Raw genomic sequence first — 15492 nt, forward strand, 5'->3', positions numbered from 1 at the left:
TGCGGGAGCAGCCGGATGCCCATGCCCCTTCGGGTCCTCGCCCCGCCGCCCCCCGGCTTCCGCACACCGCTCTTTCCTGCATTCCAGCCATTGTTCGGCGCATCGGTGACGTACCGGTCCGGCTCTGTTGTGATCACCATGGACCGTCTCGCCGATCAACAGGAAAGGCCGGTGCACGCTCGTGGAACCCCGTGGACGCACCCGTTGGGCGATGGGTGGGCTGCTCGCCGGAGGCATCCTCGTCAACTTCCTCGACCGCACCGCGATATCGGTGGCGAGCTCCTCGATCGCCGACGACTTCGGGCTGGACCTCCAGCAACTCGGTGTGGTCCTCTCGGCCTTCACGTGGTCGTACTGTCTGGTCCAGTTACCCGCCGGTCTGCTGGTGGACCTCCTGGGCGTCTCGCGGCTGACCCGGATCGCCTCCGCGTTGTGGGCCGTTGCCGGGCTGCTGACCGCGGTGGCCGGCGGGGTGGGCCCCATCATCGCGGCCCGGCTGCTGCTCGGGGTCGCCGAGGGGCCCTCGATGGTCGGCGCCTCCAAGGCGACCGCGGCGTGGTTCCCGCTCGGCGAGCGCGGCAGGGCGACGGCGATGTTCGACGGCGCCACCAAGCTGGCCAACATGGTGGCGTTCCCCGTCCTGGCGTTCGTGATGAGCGAGTGGGGCTGGCGGGCCGGGTTCCTGTTCACCGCCGTGGTCAGCGCGCTGTTCACCGCGGTGTGGTGGTGGGGGTACCGGGACCCGTCCGCGTACCGGTCGCTGGGTCCGGCGGAGCGGGAGTTCATCCTCAAGGGCGGGGCCCGGGACGTCGACCGGGGCGGGGCGGAGCAGTTCCGCGTGGCGCTGCGCTCCGGCAGGATCTGGATCCTGTCGTGCGGTTTCGCCTGTTACGGCTACACCATCAACATCGTGCTGACCTGGATGCCGGAGTTCCTCCAGCGGGAGTTCCATGTGCAGCTGCTGCAGTCCGGCTTCTATTCGATGATTCCGTGGGCGGTGGCGACGGTGGCCGAACTCATCGTCGGAGGCTGGCTGGTGGACCGGCTGGTGCGCCGGGGCCACCATCCGTGGACGGTCCGCAAAACGGTTCTGACGTGCGGGCTGGCGCTCGGCGCGGCGATCGGCGCCGCCGGGAGTGCCGGGTCACCCGCCGTCGCCGTCGTCTGGATGTCCGTCTCCCTGGCGGGGCTGGCCATTGCCGCGCCCGTCGCCTGGGGCCTCCCGGGGCTGCTCGCACCGCCGGGGACGGTGGGGGCGGTCAGTGGACTGATGAACTTCCTCAATACGGCGGCCACGGCCGGTGGTGTGCTGCTCACCGGCCGGCTGGCGCAGGTGACCGGATCGTTCGACGCACCGTTCCTGTTCGCGGTCGCGGTGCTGGCCTGCGGGGTGGCGCTGTACTGGCTGGCGCTGCGCCCGGCCGCGGTACCGGACGCCGGCCCGGCCCGGCAGCTGCACCGAGTCTGAGGTCCTCGGCAAGCCTCCTTGTGCTTAGGCAACGCACCTGCACATGATGGGCAGTTGCTGTGTCCGTCATCACAGATTCGACACCTGGCGCCCGGGAATCCCTAGTATGGGTGGGCAGTTCTCGGCAGGGGGTGTGGAAAGCAGCTATGCACACTGTCGGCCCTCTCCCGCTCAGGCCTGACACAGCGCCAGGGCACCCCCAGCAGTCGCCGGAGCTGACCGATCCTGCCCCAGACACCACCACTTCAGCGTCGAGTGCCGCTGCGGTCGAGGTTCGCCGCCGATGAACGAGGTAGCTGTCTTAGCGTCTTGCCTGGCGCGATTATCCTGGCCGCCGGAACGGCTGGCCCGGGAGATCAACAAGCGGTGCGGTAGCGGCACCATCAGCAGCAAGGCCCCCTACAACTGGTTGAAGGGGGCCTGCCCCCGGCGCCGGCTGCCGTACATCGTCGCCAAGATCTTGTCCGACCAGCTCGGCGAGCCCATAGCGGTCGAAGCGCTGTGGCCCCAGCACTTCCCCGCGGCACCGTCACCTCAGCGCATCCCCGCTCAACGGCGCCCCATGACGTCCGTGCCGCCGCCGGCCGCCCTGGATCCGGTCACCGCCTCGGTGGACTGGCTGGTGGCCGACGACGCGCCGCCGCCCTCCCGGACGCGCGGCGAGGAGGTCCCCGAGGTCGCGGTCGAGGTGCTGACCGTCAGGATCCAGCAGTTGCGTCAGCTGGACGACAGCTGCAGCAGCGGGCTCGTACTGGACTGGGCGCTCCAGGACCTGCAGTGGGCGAAGAAGCTGGCCGCCACCTACTCCTATGACACCTCGACCGGTCTGCGACTGCACCGGATCATCGCCGAACTCGGCCAGCTCACCGCCTGGTTGACCGCCGACCAGGGCATGGACGAGCTGAGCAATACCCGCTTTCTGAGCGCCCTGAGCGCCGCACGTGCCGCCGGCGACCGGCCGCTCGCCGCGTACATCATCTCCTGTATGAGCTACCGGGCCGTCTGGGCCGGGCGGACGGAGGAGGCGCTGCGTCTGATCCGGATCGCCCGCAAGGGATCGGCGCAGGAGGACATGGGCATCGGTCAGGCGCTGCTGGCCACGCGCGAGGCCAGAGCCCGTGCGGGCCTCGGCGACGAGGCGGGCTGCCGGCGCGCCCTGGACGAGGCCGCCGAGCTGAGCCGGGCCGGCCGGCCCTCGTCCGAGCCGCCCTGGGCCTACTGGCTCACGCCCGCGGTCATGGTGGCCGATGCCGGGCGGGCCTGGCTGGAGTTGGGGCGTCCCCAACAGGCGGAGTGGCATCTCGCACACGGGATCGACCTGCTCCAGGGCAGCCAGCCGCGCAACCTGCTGCTGCACAGCACCTCGCTGGCCGAGGCACGACTGGCGCACCGCGAGGTCGACGGTGCCGCGGAGGCCGCCGCGGAAGCGCTGACCCTGGCCGAGAACATCAGCTCGCAGCGCGCCCACTCCCGGCTGATGGCTCTGCGGCAGCGATTCGTGCGATATGACAGTGCGGTGGCGCGCGAGATCGTGCAACGGGCCGACGATCTGCTGGAAGTGGATCGGACACGGGCGGCGTGCTAGACGGTGAACCCCGAGGTGTGTCAGTGAGCGCGGGCGGTCAGCGTGTGGACGGCCGGCCGGCCGGTGCGGCGGTGGCCGGGAACGCGCCGGCCAGGGCGCGGAACCGGCGCGGAACACCGACCGCGGCTGTGGCCGGGAGCCGGCCGCCGTGCCGCGGTGACGCCTTCGGCAGGCCGTCGGCCCACACCGGCGGTGCAGTGGCACGGGCACGGGTCCTGGTCGTCACACACTGAAGGACGGCCCCTCCCGCCGCGCGCCCCTCGGCGGGACCCCCAGACCCGGAACGGCATCCAGGAGAACAGGAACATATGCGAGTCACCCACGAGGCACCGCTTGCCCCGATGACGACGCTGGGCCTCGGCGGACCGGCGGCGGCTCTCATCGAGCTGCACGACCCCGCGGACTTCCCCGAGTTCGTCGCACTGGCCGACAGCTTCCCCGGCGAGCCCGTCTGTCTGGGCGAAGGAAGCAATGTGCTGGTCAGCGACGCCGGATGCGACAGCGCCGTGCTGCGGATGAGCACCAAGGGCGTACGCATGGCCGGGAGCACCGCCGACGGACGGGTGCTGGTGGAGGTCCAGGCCGGTCATCCGCTCGCCGATCTGGTCGAAACCACCGTCGCCGAGGGCCTCACCGGTATGGAGATGCTGGTGGGCATCCCCGGGACCGCCGGCGCCACACCGGTGCAGAATGTCGGCGCCTACGGCCAGGAGACCGCCGACACCTTGGTGGAAGTGACGGCATGGGACTGGACGTTGCGCCGCACGGTCACCATGGATGCCGCGGCCTGCGGGCTGGGCCACCGCACCAGCGTCTTCAAGCGCTCCCGCCGATGGACCTTGCTGAGCCTGGTCTTTGCGCTGCGCCGGTCCGAGCTGAGCGCGCCGCTCACCTACCGGACGGTCGCCGCCGAGCTCGACGTTCCGGTCGGTAGCCGGGTGCCACTGGACGAGGTGGCCCAGGCGGTGCTCGCCGTCCGGAAGAGCAAGGGGATGGTGCTGGGGTGCAGCGGCACCGACGACCGCTCGGTCGGCAGTGTGTTCCTGAGCCCCGAGATCTCCCCCGCCCAGGCCGAGAGCCTGCGGGCGCGCAACGCACCGGTGAACCGCTTCCCCGACGGCTCGATCCGGGTCAGTGCGAGCTGGCTCATCCGGCAGGCCGGATTCGAGCTGCGTCGGCCGCTCGTCACGGGCGTCCGCATTTCCTCACTGCACTACACCCTGGTCGCCGAGGAGGGTGCGAGCGCCGCCGGTTTCACCAAGGCGGTCGAGATCGTGCTCCAGGAGGTCCTGCGCCGTACCGGAGTACGGCTCACCGCCGAAATCGACGTCCTCTGAACTCGGCCGCCCGCTCCCGGAGTGAGAGAACTCACGCCGCTTCGCCCGTTTCCCCCCTGAACGATTCGGCATTGCGGGGAACGTCAATGCCCGGACGGCAGGTGAGGGGCGCAGTTGACGGGCCGATGGAACGCAAACCAGCATTCCGTCGGGTCTCTTTTCCCGCACGCACTCTCCTCGGGTACGCGCAAGTTCTTTTGCCCGAGGTGATATTCCGGCCCTCTTGATGGCTCGCCGAGAGGGCCGGAAGCGCCCGTCCGCTCCGCCGCGCTCCGGACAATGGTGGCAATTCGCCGGTGAACTCAAGCCGTTGGCAAGGGAAGTCGGGACGAACCGGATCCCCCCATTCCGAGGGCCGCACGAAGCGGAGCACATCCTCCATGCGCTTGACACGACATGCACCCCCGATGGAATATCCGACGGTTGCGAATTCTCGCTGCAACAACCGGAAATGCTCCGGGATTAAAACATCTTTCTTTGGAGGGGACCATGGAGAACATCATCACCAGCATGGACGAATTCGACCTCGACCTCGACATGGAAATCACGGATTCGGCCACGGTCGCCATGAGTGCGCAGGAGTCGAAGCTCATGACGCAGGTCTGTCCGGTCACCTCCTGGAGCTGTTGAGACAGGGGTGCGGGGCGGCGCGAGGACTTCGTCCGCCGCCCCGCACCGACGTCGGGCGAAGCAGGGCGCGCGAAGCGGGGCGGGGAGAATCGTGGGCGGCAGGAGTGACGTCGGTTTCGAGTGCGGGACGGTGGCTCTGGTGCGAGCCGCGGCCCTCCCCCTGCCTTCGGACGACGCACCGGCCAGGCGGCCCCGGCCCGCCGCCGGGGACCCGCGCGAAGAGAGCTGGCTGCGCCGTCAGGTGACCCAACTCGCCGCCGACCCACGGCTCATGGAGGCGGTGAGCCTGGCCAGCGCGGGCCTCGCGGCGGAGGTGGCCCGAGTCGTCACGGGCGAGCGGCTCAGGCTCAAGTCGCTTCGTCGAATCGCGGTGTCACTGACGAAATACCACTCCCGGATGTCCCACCGCCCCACCCCGTTCGGCTTCTTCGCGGGGGTCGGTGTCGCCGGATTCGGATCCGCGCCGGCACGGGAGATGGTCGGTGCCGGGCGCAGCGTGACCCGGCCGGACGCGGACTGGCTGGACGGTGTCCTGGAGACGCTGCTCGATGTCCCGGCCGTATTGGAGCGTTCCCGGCTCACCGCCACCAACCTGCGCACCGTACGAGACGGCCGGCTGGTGCTGGTCGACCACCATGACCGCACAGGGGAGCGGCAGTTGGCGGGCTCGGTGCGCCATACCCGGGTGGTCCGGCACCTCCTGGCGGCCGCGGCGCAGGCCACGCCCTTTCCCGAGCTGGTGGAGGACGGAAAGCGGCAGTTCCCCCAGGCACCCGAGGGCGCGGTCGAACGCAGCATCGGGCAGCTCGTACGTGGCCGCTTCCTGCTCAGCGATCTGACGCCGCCGCCCGACTGCACCGCCCCTCTCGACCACGTATGCGACCGCTTGTACGGACTCGACCATCCGACAGCTCACCAACTGCGCGGCATCAGAGCCGAGTTGACCTCGCTGGACGGCACGCCACCGGACTCCCGGCGAGCCCGGCTGACCGCGGTCTCCGAGCGGATGCGGGCGGTACGGCCGGCCGCTGACGTCCTCCAGGCCGACCTGGCGCTGGAGGTACGGCTGACCCTGCCGTATGAGGTGGCCCGGGAAGCGGAGCGCGCCGCGACGGTGCTGTCGCGGACCTCTCCCGTTCACCAGGGCAATCCGTACCTCCGCGACTACCACCTGGCCTTCCTTGAGCGGTACGGCACCGACAGGCCGGTCCCGGTCCTGGATCTGCTCGACGAGGCCCGGGGACTGGGGCTGCCCCGCGACTACCGGCGGCGCGGCGGCCCGCCGCCCGTCCCGCCCTCCCCCGATAGCACCGCCCGCGACCGCGTCCTCGGCGAACTGCTGATGGACGCCACCCGTCACGGCAGCCGCGACGTGGTGCTCGACGAGGAGACCGTAAGCGCCCTGGAACCGGCCGGGCGCGGACCGGCCCCCCTGAGCATGGAGGTGGGAGCCGAGCTGGTCACACCGGGCTGGGACGCCCTGTGCGGCGGGGACTTCCATCTGGTGCTCGGGCCCCACGCGGTGTCCCCCCTGGCCGGGGCGATGTTCAGCCGGTTTGCTCCGGTGGTCGGCGGCCGGTCGGCCGGGCAGATTCAGGAGCTGGCCCTGCACACCGTGCGGACCGCGCCGCACGACGAGATCCCGGCGTGTGTCGCCTACCGGCCCAGGGTGGCGCGTTCCGGCAATGTGTCCGCCGTCCCGCAGTGGCTGCCCCACCGCATCCCGCTGGGCGTCGGCCCCGCCGCGTCGGAGACCGCACACGATCTGCGCCTGGAGAACCTGGCGGTGTACGCGGACGCGGACAGCCTCCGGCTCGTCGACAGCGCGACCGGCCGAAGGGTGCGGCCGCTGTCGTACTCCATGCTCAACCCGAGCAGCGGTCATCTTCCGTACGTGGCCCGGTTCCTGCTGGAAGTCGGGCAGGAGGGGCGGACCTTCTGTGCGCCGTGGAGCTGGGGAAGCTGGGCCTCGGCGCCCGTGCTGCCCCGGGTGCGCCACGGCCGGACGGTGCTCTCCCCGGCACGCTGGCTGCCGGACCGGGCCCTGCGCGCCGCGGCCGGCCGCGGGGACGAGGAATGGCGCGCAGGGGTCGGACAGTGGCGGCGGCGCTGGGACGTCCCGCGGCAGGTGCTGCTCACCAAAGCGGACCACCGCGTCGCGGCCGACCTCGACGACCCCCTGCACCTCATGGCCTTCCGCGACGAGGTGCGGCGGGCGCCCGGCCTGACGGTGGTGGAGCAGTTCGGAGGCCGAGCCGAGCGGCAGTGGTTCCGAGGCCCCGAAGGCTCCCATGCCGCAGAGTTCTTCTTCCCCGTCTTCGCCAGGCCCACCGGCCGGAACACCGCGCGCGACACCCCCACGACGGCGCCGGTCCCGCTCCCGCTCCCGACGAGCGACACGGACAGCGGCCGCGGAGCGCGGGCTCACCTGCCCGGTGGCGAATGGCTCTACGCCAAGATCTACGTACCCGGGGCCCGCCAGACGGAGGTGCTGGCCCGTCACCTCGCACCGCTGACCGACCCCGGCCTGCTCCGCAGGGCGGGCGCCGACCTCTGGTTCTTCCTCCGTTACGAGGATCCGGCACCCCACATCCGGCTGCGCTTCCACGGCAAGCCGGAATCCCTGTGGCCGGTGCTGCTGCCCGAGCTCCGCTCCTGGGCGCAGGCGCGCGAGGAGGCGGGGCTGCTCGGCAAGGTGGTGCTGGACACCTATGAGCCCGAGGTCGAGCGGTACGGCGGCCCGGCCGCCATCGGCCACGCCGAGCGCTTCTTCCACAGCGACAGCGAATCCGCCGTCACCCTCCTGGCCGGGGCCCCCGACCGGCTGGGCGATCCGACGCTGCCGGCCGCGCTGGGCATCCTCGACATCCTCACCCACCTCGGGGACCCGGACCAGGCGCTCGGCTGGCTCAGCCGCCCGTCGGTACTGGAGCGCAGGGGAGACGTACCGCGATCCCGGAAGCAGGCCCTCGCGGCCCTGCTGGATCCCCACGGCAGGCCCCGGCCGCCGGCCGCCGCGGACGGCTGGGGCGCGGGATGGAGCACCCGCGGCCCCGCGCTGACCGGTCTGCGCGAGGCGCTCTCCGCCGCCGGGACGGACCCCGACCGGACGGGACGGATCGCCCTGAGCCTGACGCATATGCACTGCAACCGGCTGCTCGGCCCGCGCCCCGAACAGGAACTGGCGGCGCATGTGACGGCCCGTGAGGCGCTCGCACTGTGGCTCGGCCGGAAGAGGAACAACAGGTGACCGCGACCGCACCCCATGCTGTGTGCGCCGCGGCGTCGGACATCGCCCACCGCGTCGCCGGCCTGCTGAGCCTCCCGGAGCAGGTGGCCGAGGCCGCCCGTGGCGCCTGCGCCGCGCTGCCGCCCCCACTGCCGCAGGCCGGCTGGCAGCCCGCCTCGCTGCTGATCGGACACCCCGGCATCGCGCTGCTGCACACCAGATGCGCCCGGAAGGACGCCCGTCACGCGGCCCTCGGCCACGCCCATCTCGCGGCGGCCGTGGCGGCGGCCACCGACGCCGGCCCGGCCGCGGTCGGTGACCTGCTGCTGCCCGCGCGGCTGCACGCGGACGCACACGGCGGATACGCCAGGCTGCTGGCACGCAGCGCCGAGATCCATGCCGCATACGTCCGCGCACGGGTAGCCCACCTCGTCGCACGGCGGCAGGAACACGGCCCCGGGCTGGCGTACGGCGACTACGACGTGATCGCGGGCCTGGCGGGAGAGGGACGCGGCCTCCTGCTGGCGGCCGACCACGGCGACGAGCGGTGCGCCTCGGCCCTCGGCGACGTCCTGGACTTTCTCGTCGGCATCAGCCACCCCGTCCGCCCCGCCGGAGGAAACGGAACCGAGGTGCCGGGATGGTGGTGCGCACCCGACCGGTACCTCGTCCCGCGCGACCGCCAGGAGTTCCCGCGGGGCGACTTCAACGTCGGTGTCGCCCACGGGATTTGCGGCCCGCTCGCCCTGCTGTCACTGGCCCACCGCTCCGGGCACCGGGTGTCGGGGATGCAGGACGCCATCCGACGCATGGCCGACTGGGTGCTGAGCATCGGGTACACCGACGGCCGGGGCATGCAGTGGCCCGGCCGCGTCGCCTTCCCCGGCCGCCCCGGAGAGCCTCCCCGTTCCCGGCCCTCCCCGGACACGGGAGCGCGCAGCAGACCCGGGTGGTGCTACGGGACATCCGGCATCGCCTGGACCCTCCGCCTGGCCGGGCAGGCGCTCGGCGACCACCGGATCACGGCCTTGGCCGAGGAGGCGGTCAGCGCTCTCGCACACCGCACACCCGACGGGCCGACGGCCGACGACCCGGGCCTGTGCCACGGCCGTGCGGGCATCCTCCACACCACCGTTCGCATGGCCACCGCCACCGGACGTACCGAATGGTGGGAGGCCGCGGACGACCTCGCCCGGGAACTCGTCGCGGAATTCGACGAGCGAACTCCCTTCGGCTACACCCAGGTTCTGCCGCCCGCACCACCGCCGATACCGTCCCCGAACCCCGCCCCGCACCGCGTCGACAACGCCGGACTGCTGGACGGCGCCACCGGCATCGCCCTCGTACTGGCCGACTACGCCGACGCCCGCCGGGGAACCGCACCCGCCCCGCACAACGGCTGGGACGCGGCGCTCCTCATGGGCTGACGGAACTTGCTTTCCCGCCGGCACGGCGGTTCCGGGGCCCGGGGCGGCGAGCCGTCGGCGGCGGGAGGCGCACCCGACGACGGTGAAAGCACCGGTGAAACCCGGCGACTCAGTACCCGCCAGGCGTCGGCCGGATCTCGAAGCCCGTCAGGCCCTCCGGCTCTTCCTCATGGACGGACACGGTGTTGACGGTCGCCATGGGCGGACCCTCGCGGGCCCAGTCCACCAGCTTCTGAACGGGCTCGGGTTCCCCCTCGAACACCGCCTCCACCGTCCCGTCCGGCAGATTGCGCACCCAGCCGGCCACTCCCTGCTCGTCGGCCGTGCGCCGGCAGGTGTCGCGGAAGAACACACCCTGCACGTCTCCGGAGACCACCACCCGTCTGCGGATCATCCGTGCCTCACCTCGTTCGCTCGCCCCGGCGGTACGAGCGCAGATATATCCCGGCCCCGCGGTCAGGGGGCGGAGGCACGCCCGGACGGCGTACGGCTCACGGAGCGTCCGGCGGCCGAGACGGCACGGGCGAAGTGGACGGCGTCGAGGACGGCCGCCCCACCCACATCGTTGTTGAAGTACGTGTACACGTCGGCCCGGTCCGGCCAGGTGTCGGCGATCCGTCGTGCCCAGGTGGTGAGCGCCTGTCTGCCGTAGCGGGGCTCGGGTTCCGCACGGCCGCCGTGGCAGCGCAGATACCCCCAGTCGGCGGTCCGCCAGAGGGGCGTCACGGGCCGGGAGCCCCGGTCCGCCCAGCACAGCGCGGCGCTGCGCCGCTCCAGCACGGCACGGATCTCCGTGGTCCACCACGAGGTGTGGCGGGGTTCGACCGCCACTCGCGTGCCGGCGGGGAAGCAGCCGAGGCAGGTGTCCAGCAGCCCGGCGTCCGCGTGCAGCGTGGGTGGCAGCTGGAGCAGGACGGGCCCGAGCCGCGGGCCCAGGGCGGCGGCGCGCGACATCAGGCGTCCGACCGGCTCCTGTGGATCCCGCAGCCGCTTGATGTGCGTCAGATAGCGGCTGGCCTTGACGGCCATCACGAACCCGTCGGGGGTACGGTCCCGCCAGTTCGCGAAGGTCTTCTCCTCGGGCAGCCGGTAGAAGGCGGCGTTGCTCTCGAGGGTGGCGAACTGCCGCGCGTACTCCTCCAGCCACAGCCGCTGCGGCTGGTCCGTCGGGTAGAGGACACCGCGCCAGTCCTTGTACTGCCAGCCGGAGGTGCCGACGAGGACGGTCATGGCCGGATGCCTGCCCGGTCCGGGGCGGGGACTATCAGCCGTCGCTCGTAGGAGACCGGCCGGCGGAGCTCGTCCGCACCCAGGACACCGCATCACCCGGCCCAGCGCCCCGACAGGAAGGTCACGGCGAAGACGGTCATCAGCGGCGCCGCGAGGCAGAGATACACGGTTTTCACGCGCGGATTCCGCAGGCTCCATGCGGCCAGGAGCACCCACAGGGGCCACCACAGGAGCGTGGCACGGGGGATGGAGGTGTACCAGTACGACGTGCCCAGTGCCCACAGGCTGAGTCCGACATAGACGGCCTCCGGCCAGCGGCGCTGCCGGGCCAGCACCCCGACCAGCAGCAGGCCGACGATCATGGCGAGGAGTTCGGCCTGGGACATCAGGGCGTACCCGGTGGGCAGTGACTCGGCGAAGGCGGCATGCCAGGTGTTCTGCCAGGCTTCCCAGGGGGCGTGGAAGTCGCGGTACCAGCCGCGTTCTTGGGCGTGCTTCCAGGCCATCCAGTCGCCGGTGTGGATCCGGAGATACCAGCTGTAGACGACGGCCGGCAGTGCGGGCAGCGCCAGCCAGGGCAGTGCGCGCCACTGCCGACGGGTGCGGGCGGTGACGGCGAAGTGGACGGCGAGGGCGGCGGCGAGAAAGAGGCCGCTGACGCGGACGGTGGTGGCCAGACAGGCCAGACCGGCCGCGGCGGGCCAGTTCTGCCGCTGGGCGGCGAGCCAGGCCGGCAGGGCGAGCGCGAGGAAGAGCGCTTCGGTGTACCCCGCCGCCAGGAATATCGCGCACGGTGAGAGCAGGAAGAAGAGGACCGCGCGCTGACCGGCGTTCACGTCGGGCAGATGCAGCCGGGTGACCCGGGCGAGGGCCAGGACGGCAACGGCTCCGGAGACAAAGGAGATCAGCAGGCCTGCCGAGGTCCAGCGCGGGATGACGGTATGGACGGCCCGCAGGAGAAGAGGGAAGCCGGGGAAGAAGGCTTCTCTGTTGTCCCAGCCGTTCACCCACGGCCCGGCCTGACCGGGGAAGTAGCCGTCGCGGGCGATGTGCAGGAAGTGCCCCCAATCCCACTGCTGCCACGGCGCGAGGACGTCGGCCACGTGAGGGGTCTTGCGGTCGTCGGGGAACAGCCACCGGGTGCAGTAGGCGGTGGTCCAGATCCCCGCCCGGGTCAGCAGATACAGCCACAGCACCTCACGGTCGGCCGGCCCCGGGACGAATCGTCGGTGGCGGGAGACCACATCCCCGGGGTGGGGCGAACGAGAGCGGTCGACCGTGCCGGCCGCTATGGCGGTACCGACCGTGCGCGGCGGAGCCGATCGCCGTTGTGGTCCGGCGACGCGGCCGGCGGCGAGGGGCGGATGCTTCCGGCGCAGGCGGGGCGACAAAGCGGGCATGACGGGATCTCCTGCTGGGGATTCGGGCGTGCGGGACCGCCCGGCGGCCGACCGCCGGGTCAGGGTGCGAAGGAGTCAGCGCGGTGGCGCGGTGGACGGCGGGGACATGCCGTGCGTGGCGGTGGAAGTGCCCTGGCCGGTCGGGGGCGGTGACGTGGCGGAAGCTCCCGAGGTGCCCTGGCCGGTCCGGGGCGGCGTAGTGGTGGGCGCTTCCGTTGAGGTCCGGCCGGGAACAGGTGCACCGGTCCCGGGTGAGCGACTGCGGGACGACGTCGGTACGGGGGTCGGCGTGGGAGTCGGCTTGGAGGGAGAAGGCGTGACGGCCGGGACACTGGTGCCCGAGTGGCCGGGCAGCAGTACGGCCGCGGCCGCACCGGTGCCGGCGAAGACCAGGCAGGCGCCGGCGGCGAGCGCGGCGATCCGGCGCCGGCGCATCCGCTCCCCGCGCCGGGTGACGAGCGAGACGGGCGCGAACCGCGCACGGGCCTGTCCGGTGGAGGCGGCTTCCTGGAACAACGACCGCAGCAGGTCATGGGGTTCAGGCACCGGGGGCCTCCTCGATACGCGGGTCCTGCAGACGAAGGGAGAGCGCGGTGCGGCCCCGGACCAGATGCGTCTTGACGGTGCTGGCGGACAACCCGGTCTCACCCGCGATCTGCTCGACGGTCAGGTCGCACACGTAGTGCAGCGTCATGGTCCGACGCTGTTTGACCGGCAGCTGCCGCAGTGCCTCCACCAGTGCCACGGACTCCGGCCCGGGCCCCTCGACATGCGGCGGGGCGCCGCTGCGCTGCCACGCATCCGCGGTACGGCGCCGTACGCGCCACCGGCTCACCGCCAGACGCCAGGCGACCGTGCGGACCCATGCCTCGGGCTGACCGTTCCGGTCGAGCTGACGCCGCCGGCTCCAGCCCTTGGCGAACGCCTCCTGCACCACATCCTGCGCCTCGTGCTGATCGCCGAGCATCACGTACAGCTGCCCGGTCAGCCGTGCGACCGTCTGCGCGTAAAACTCTTCGAACTCCTCGACGGTCAACAGCCACTCCCCGGATCTTTTCGGTCTCACCTGCCATACGCCTGGCGCACGGCATCCGGTCGACACCGGGTGCGAAGATTTCAGCGTGACCGTCATCACAGGCCACGGCGCAGCCGGCACACGGCCCCTGCCGAGCTCCACCCCGCGGCCGGGGACTGCGTGTCAGCTACGTGCGGCAGGCGCCCTTCGCCGGCGGTCCGACCGGCCGACGGCCGATCTCACGCGTCGCCCTGGACCCGCGCGTGAAGGTGCGTGTCGTGCCGGCCGTCCTGTTGCAGATGCGCGCCGCGCAGGGTCCCCTCCCATGCGAAGCCCGACTTGGTGGCCACCCGGCAGGAGGCCTCGTTGCTGACCGAGTGGGCAAGTTCGAGGCGGTGGAAGCCGGCCTCGTCCAGGGCCCAGGCGGTCACCGTGGCGACGGCGCGGGGGGCGACGCCGGCCCCGCGGGCGTTCGGCAGGACCCAGTAAGCGCACTCGGCGAGGCCGTGGACAAGGTTCATCCGGCGCAGGGCCGCCCGGCCGAGGATCTCGCCGTCGTCGGCCCGGGTGATGGTCCATTGAGCGTCCTGCTCCTGCTGCCAGGACCGGTGGGTGGCGGCGATCCACTCCTGGGCTTCGTCCGGCGATGTCACATGGTGCACGTGCCAGCGCTGGATTGTCCGGTCCTGGAAGGCGCGTTGCAGGACGGGGGCGTCGTCCACCTCCCAGGGCCGCAGCAGCAACTCACCGTCGTGCGACGGGAGGGAGGGTTGAGGGATACGGGAGAGGGTCCCCGGCCGGGATCGTGGGTGCCATCGCCAAGGTCATGAACGCATCATGTCCCACGGCGTGGCGCAGAGCGCCGGGTGAGCTGCCGCCCGCCGTACGACGAAATCGGTGTCACGGCAACGGACCAGGCTGGGCCTGGCCGACTCACGCCACCGCCCACGCCCCCGCCACTCCGCTTCCCCCCTCGCCCCCGTCCCGGTGAATCGGTGTCCGCGAGCCGGTCAGCGGGGCGCCCGTGCCGCCCTGCCGTGCCGCGACGATCTCGGCCGCGATGGACAGCGCGGTTTCCTCGGGGGTGCGGGCGCCGAGGTCGAGTCCGATCGGCGAGTGGAGGCGGGCCAGTTCGGAGTCGGTGACGCCCCCTTCCCGGAGTCTGCGGTTGCGGTCCTCGTGGGTGCGGCGTGAGCCCATCGCGCCGACGAAGGCGACGGGCAGCCGCAGGGCCTCCTGCAGCAGGGGAATGTCGAATTTGGCGTCATGGGTGAGCACGCACAGGACCGTGCGGCCATCGGTCGCGGTGCGCTGGAGGTAGCGGTGCGGCCAGTCGACCACGATGTCGTCGGCTTCCGGGAAGCGGACCCGGGTGGCGAAGACGGGGCGGGCGTCGCACACGGTCACGTGGTAGCCCAGGAACTTGCCCGTACGTACCAGCGCCGCGGCGAAGTCGATGGCGCCGAAGACGATCATGCGGGGTGGCGGCACGCTCGACTCGACGAACAGTGTCAGATCGGCCGCGCAGCGCGATCCGCTCTCCGAGACGGCAATGGCGGCGGTGCGACCGGCGTCCAGCAGGGCGCGGGTCTCCGCGACCGCCGTGCGGTCCAGCTCCTGATGCCCGCCGAGACCTCCTTCGTACGAGCCGTCGGGGTGGACGAGCAGCGCCCTGCCGAGCAGTTCGGCCGGGCCCCGGGCCACCCGGACGACTGCCGCCGGCTCTCCCCGGGCGGCGGCCGACAACCCCGCCGCGAACACCTTTCTGCCCGGTGCGTCCGCCCGTACCGGCGTGACCAGGACCTCGATCACCCCGCCGCAGGTCAGTCCCACCGCGAAGGCGTCCTCGGCGCTGTAGCCGAACTGCTCGACGACCGTCCCGCCGTCCTGGAGCGCCTGGGTGCACAGGTCGTACACCGCCGCTTCCACACAGCCGCCGGAGACCGAGCCGATGACCACGCCCCGACTGTCGACGGCGAGGGCCGCGCCGGGGTTGCGCGGTGCGCTGCCGGCGACGGCCACGACGGTGGCGACGGCGAAGTCCCGCCCCTCCTCCATCCATCGGTTCAACTCGTCGGCGATGTCGAGCATCTCGGTCTCCTCTTGGTGTGCGGGCCTGGCGCGCAGGCCGTTGCCCGGCGGGACGGGTGCCGAGCCCCGGACGTCCGGGC

At 72.0% G+C, this 15492-nt stretch carries 13 protein-coding genes; 6 read left to right on the top strand and 7 right to left on the bottom strand.

The genetic code is table 11. From position 1 onward, the window contains the following. Positions 1–181 precede the first annotated feature (181 nt). From ACWGI6_RS22235 to ACWGI6_RS22260, 6 genes are all read left to right on the top strand, one after another. Positions 182–1468: an MFS transporter gene (locus ACWGI6_RS22235; RefSeq protein WP_453269129.1), complete on the top strand. Its 1287-nt coding sequence runs from the start codon at positions 182–184 to the stop codon at positions 1466–1468. A gap of 283 nt (positions 1469–1751) precedes the next feature. Continuing rightward, positions 1752–3053: a hypothetical protein gene (locus ACWGI6_RS22240; RefSeq protein WP_453269130.1), complete on the top strand. Its 1302-nt coding sequence runs from the start codon at positions 1752–1754 to the stop codon at positions 3051–3053. A gap of 308 nt (positions 3054–3361) precedes the next feature. Next, positions 3362–4390 (top strand): UDP-N-acetylmuramate dehydrogenase, encoded by a 1029-nt coding sequence (locus ACWGI6_RS22245; protein ID WP_453269131.1) that lies wholly within the window; start codon positions 3362–3364, stop codon positions 4388–4390. 489 nt (positions 4391–4879) lie between these two features. Next, a complete protein-coding gene (locus ACWGI6_RS22250; RefSeq protein ID WP_164993100.1) occupies positions 4880–5020 on the top strand; it encodes a hypothetical protein in 141 nt (46 codons plus the stop codon). A 91-nt stretch (positions 5021–5111) separates the two neighbouring features. Beyond that, a complete protein-coding gene (locus ACWGI6_RS22255) occupies positions 5112–8270 on the top strand; it encodes a lantibiotic dehydratase (RefSeq protein WP_453269132.1) in 3159 nt (1052 codons plus the stop codon). Then, on the top strand, positions 8267–9676 hold the full coding sequence (locus tag ACWGI6_RS22260; RefSeq protein ID WP_453269133.1) for a lanthionine synthetase C family protein: 1410 nt from the start codon (positions 8267–8269) through the stop codon (positions 9674–9676). The genes ACWGI6_RS22255 and ACWGI6_RS22260 overlap by 4 nt, the downstream gene beginning before the upstream one ends. A 109-nt stretch (positions 9677–9785) precedes the next feature. Here ACWGI6_RS22260 and ACWGI6_RS22265 read toward each other — a convergent pair whose 3' ends face one another. The 7 genes from ACWGI6_RS22265 to ACWGI6_RS22295 all read right to left on the bottom strand — a co-directional run bounded on the left by ACWGI6_RS22265 (position 9786) and on the right by ACWGI6_RS22295 (position 15412). Continuing rightward, positions 9786–10070, bottom strand: coding sequence for an acylphosphatase (locus tag ACWGI6_RS22265; RefSeq protein ID WP_453269134.1), 285 nt, complete (start codon positions 10068–10070; stop codon positions 9786–9788). A gap of 62 nt (positions 10071–10132) precedes the next feature. Further along, positions 10133–10906, bottom strand: a complete 774-nt coding sequence (locus tag ACWGI6_RS22270) for a DUF72 domain-containing protein (protein ID WP_453269135.1) — start codon at positions 10904–10906, stop codon at positions 10133–10135. Between the two features lie 92 nt (positions 10907–10998). Then, entirely contained in the window at positions 10999–12306 is a 1308-nt protein-coding gene (locus ACWGI6_RS22275; protein WP_453269136.1) for a mannosyltransferase family protein, read from the bottom strand. 75 nt (positions 12307–12381) lie between these two features. Beyond that, the gene (locus tag ACWGI6_RS22280) at positions 12382–12852 is read right to left on the bottom strand and encodes a hypothetical protein (protein WP_453269137.1); all 471 of its coding nucleotides are present in this window, start codon (positions 12850–12852) and stop codon (positions 12382–12384) included. After that, a complete protein-coding gene (locus ACWGI6_RS22285) occupies positions 12845–13342 on the bottom strand; it encodes a SigE family RNA polymerase sigma factor (protein WP_453269138.1) in 498 nt (165 codons plus the stop codon). Before ACWGI6_RS22285 ends, ACWGI6_RS22280 begins: the two co-directional genes overlap by 8 nt. 218 nt (positions 13343–13560) lie before the next feature. Then, complete coding sequence (locus ACWGI6_RS22290) at positions 13561–14064, bottom strand: GNAT family N-acetyltransferase (protein ID WP_453269139.1); 504 nt, start codon at positions 14062–14064, stop codon at positions 13561–13563. Positions 14065–14254: 190 nt separating this feature from the next. Next, positions 14255–15412, bottom strand: coding sequence for an XdhC family protein (locus ACWGI6_RS22295; protein WP_453269140.1), 1158 nt, complete (start codon positions 15410–15412; stop codon positions 14255–14257). Positions 15413–15492: the final 80 nt, after the last annotated feature.

Source organism: Streptomyces sp. NPDC054786 (assembly GCF_053611685.1).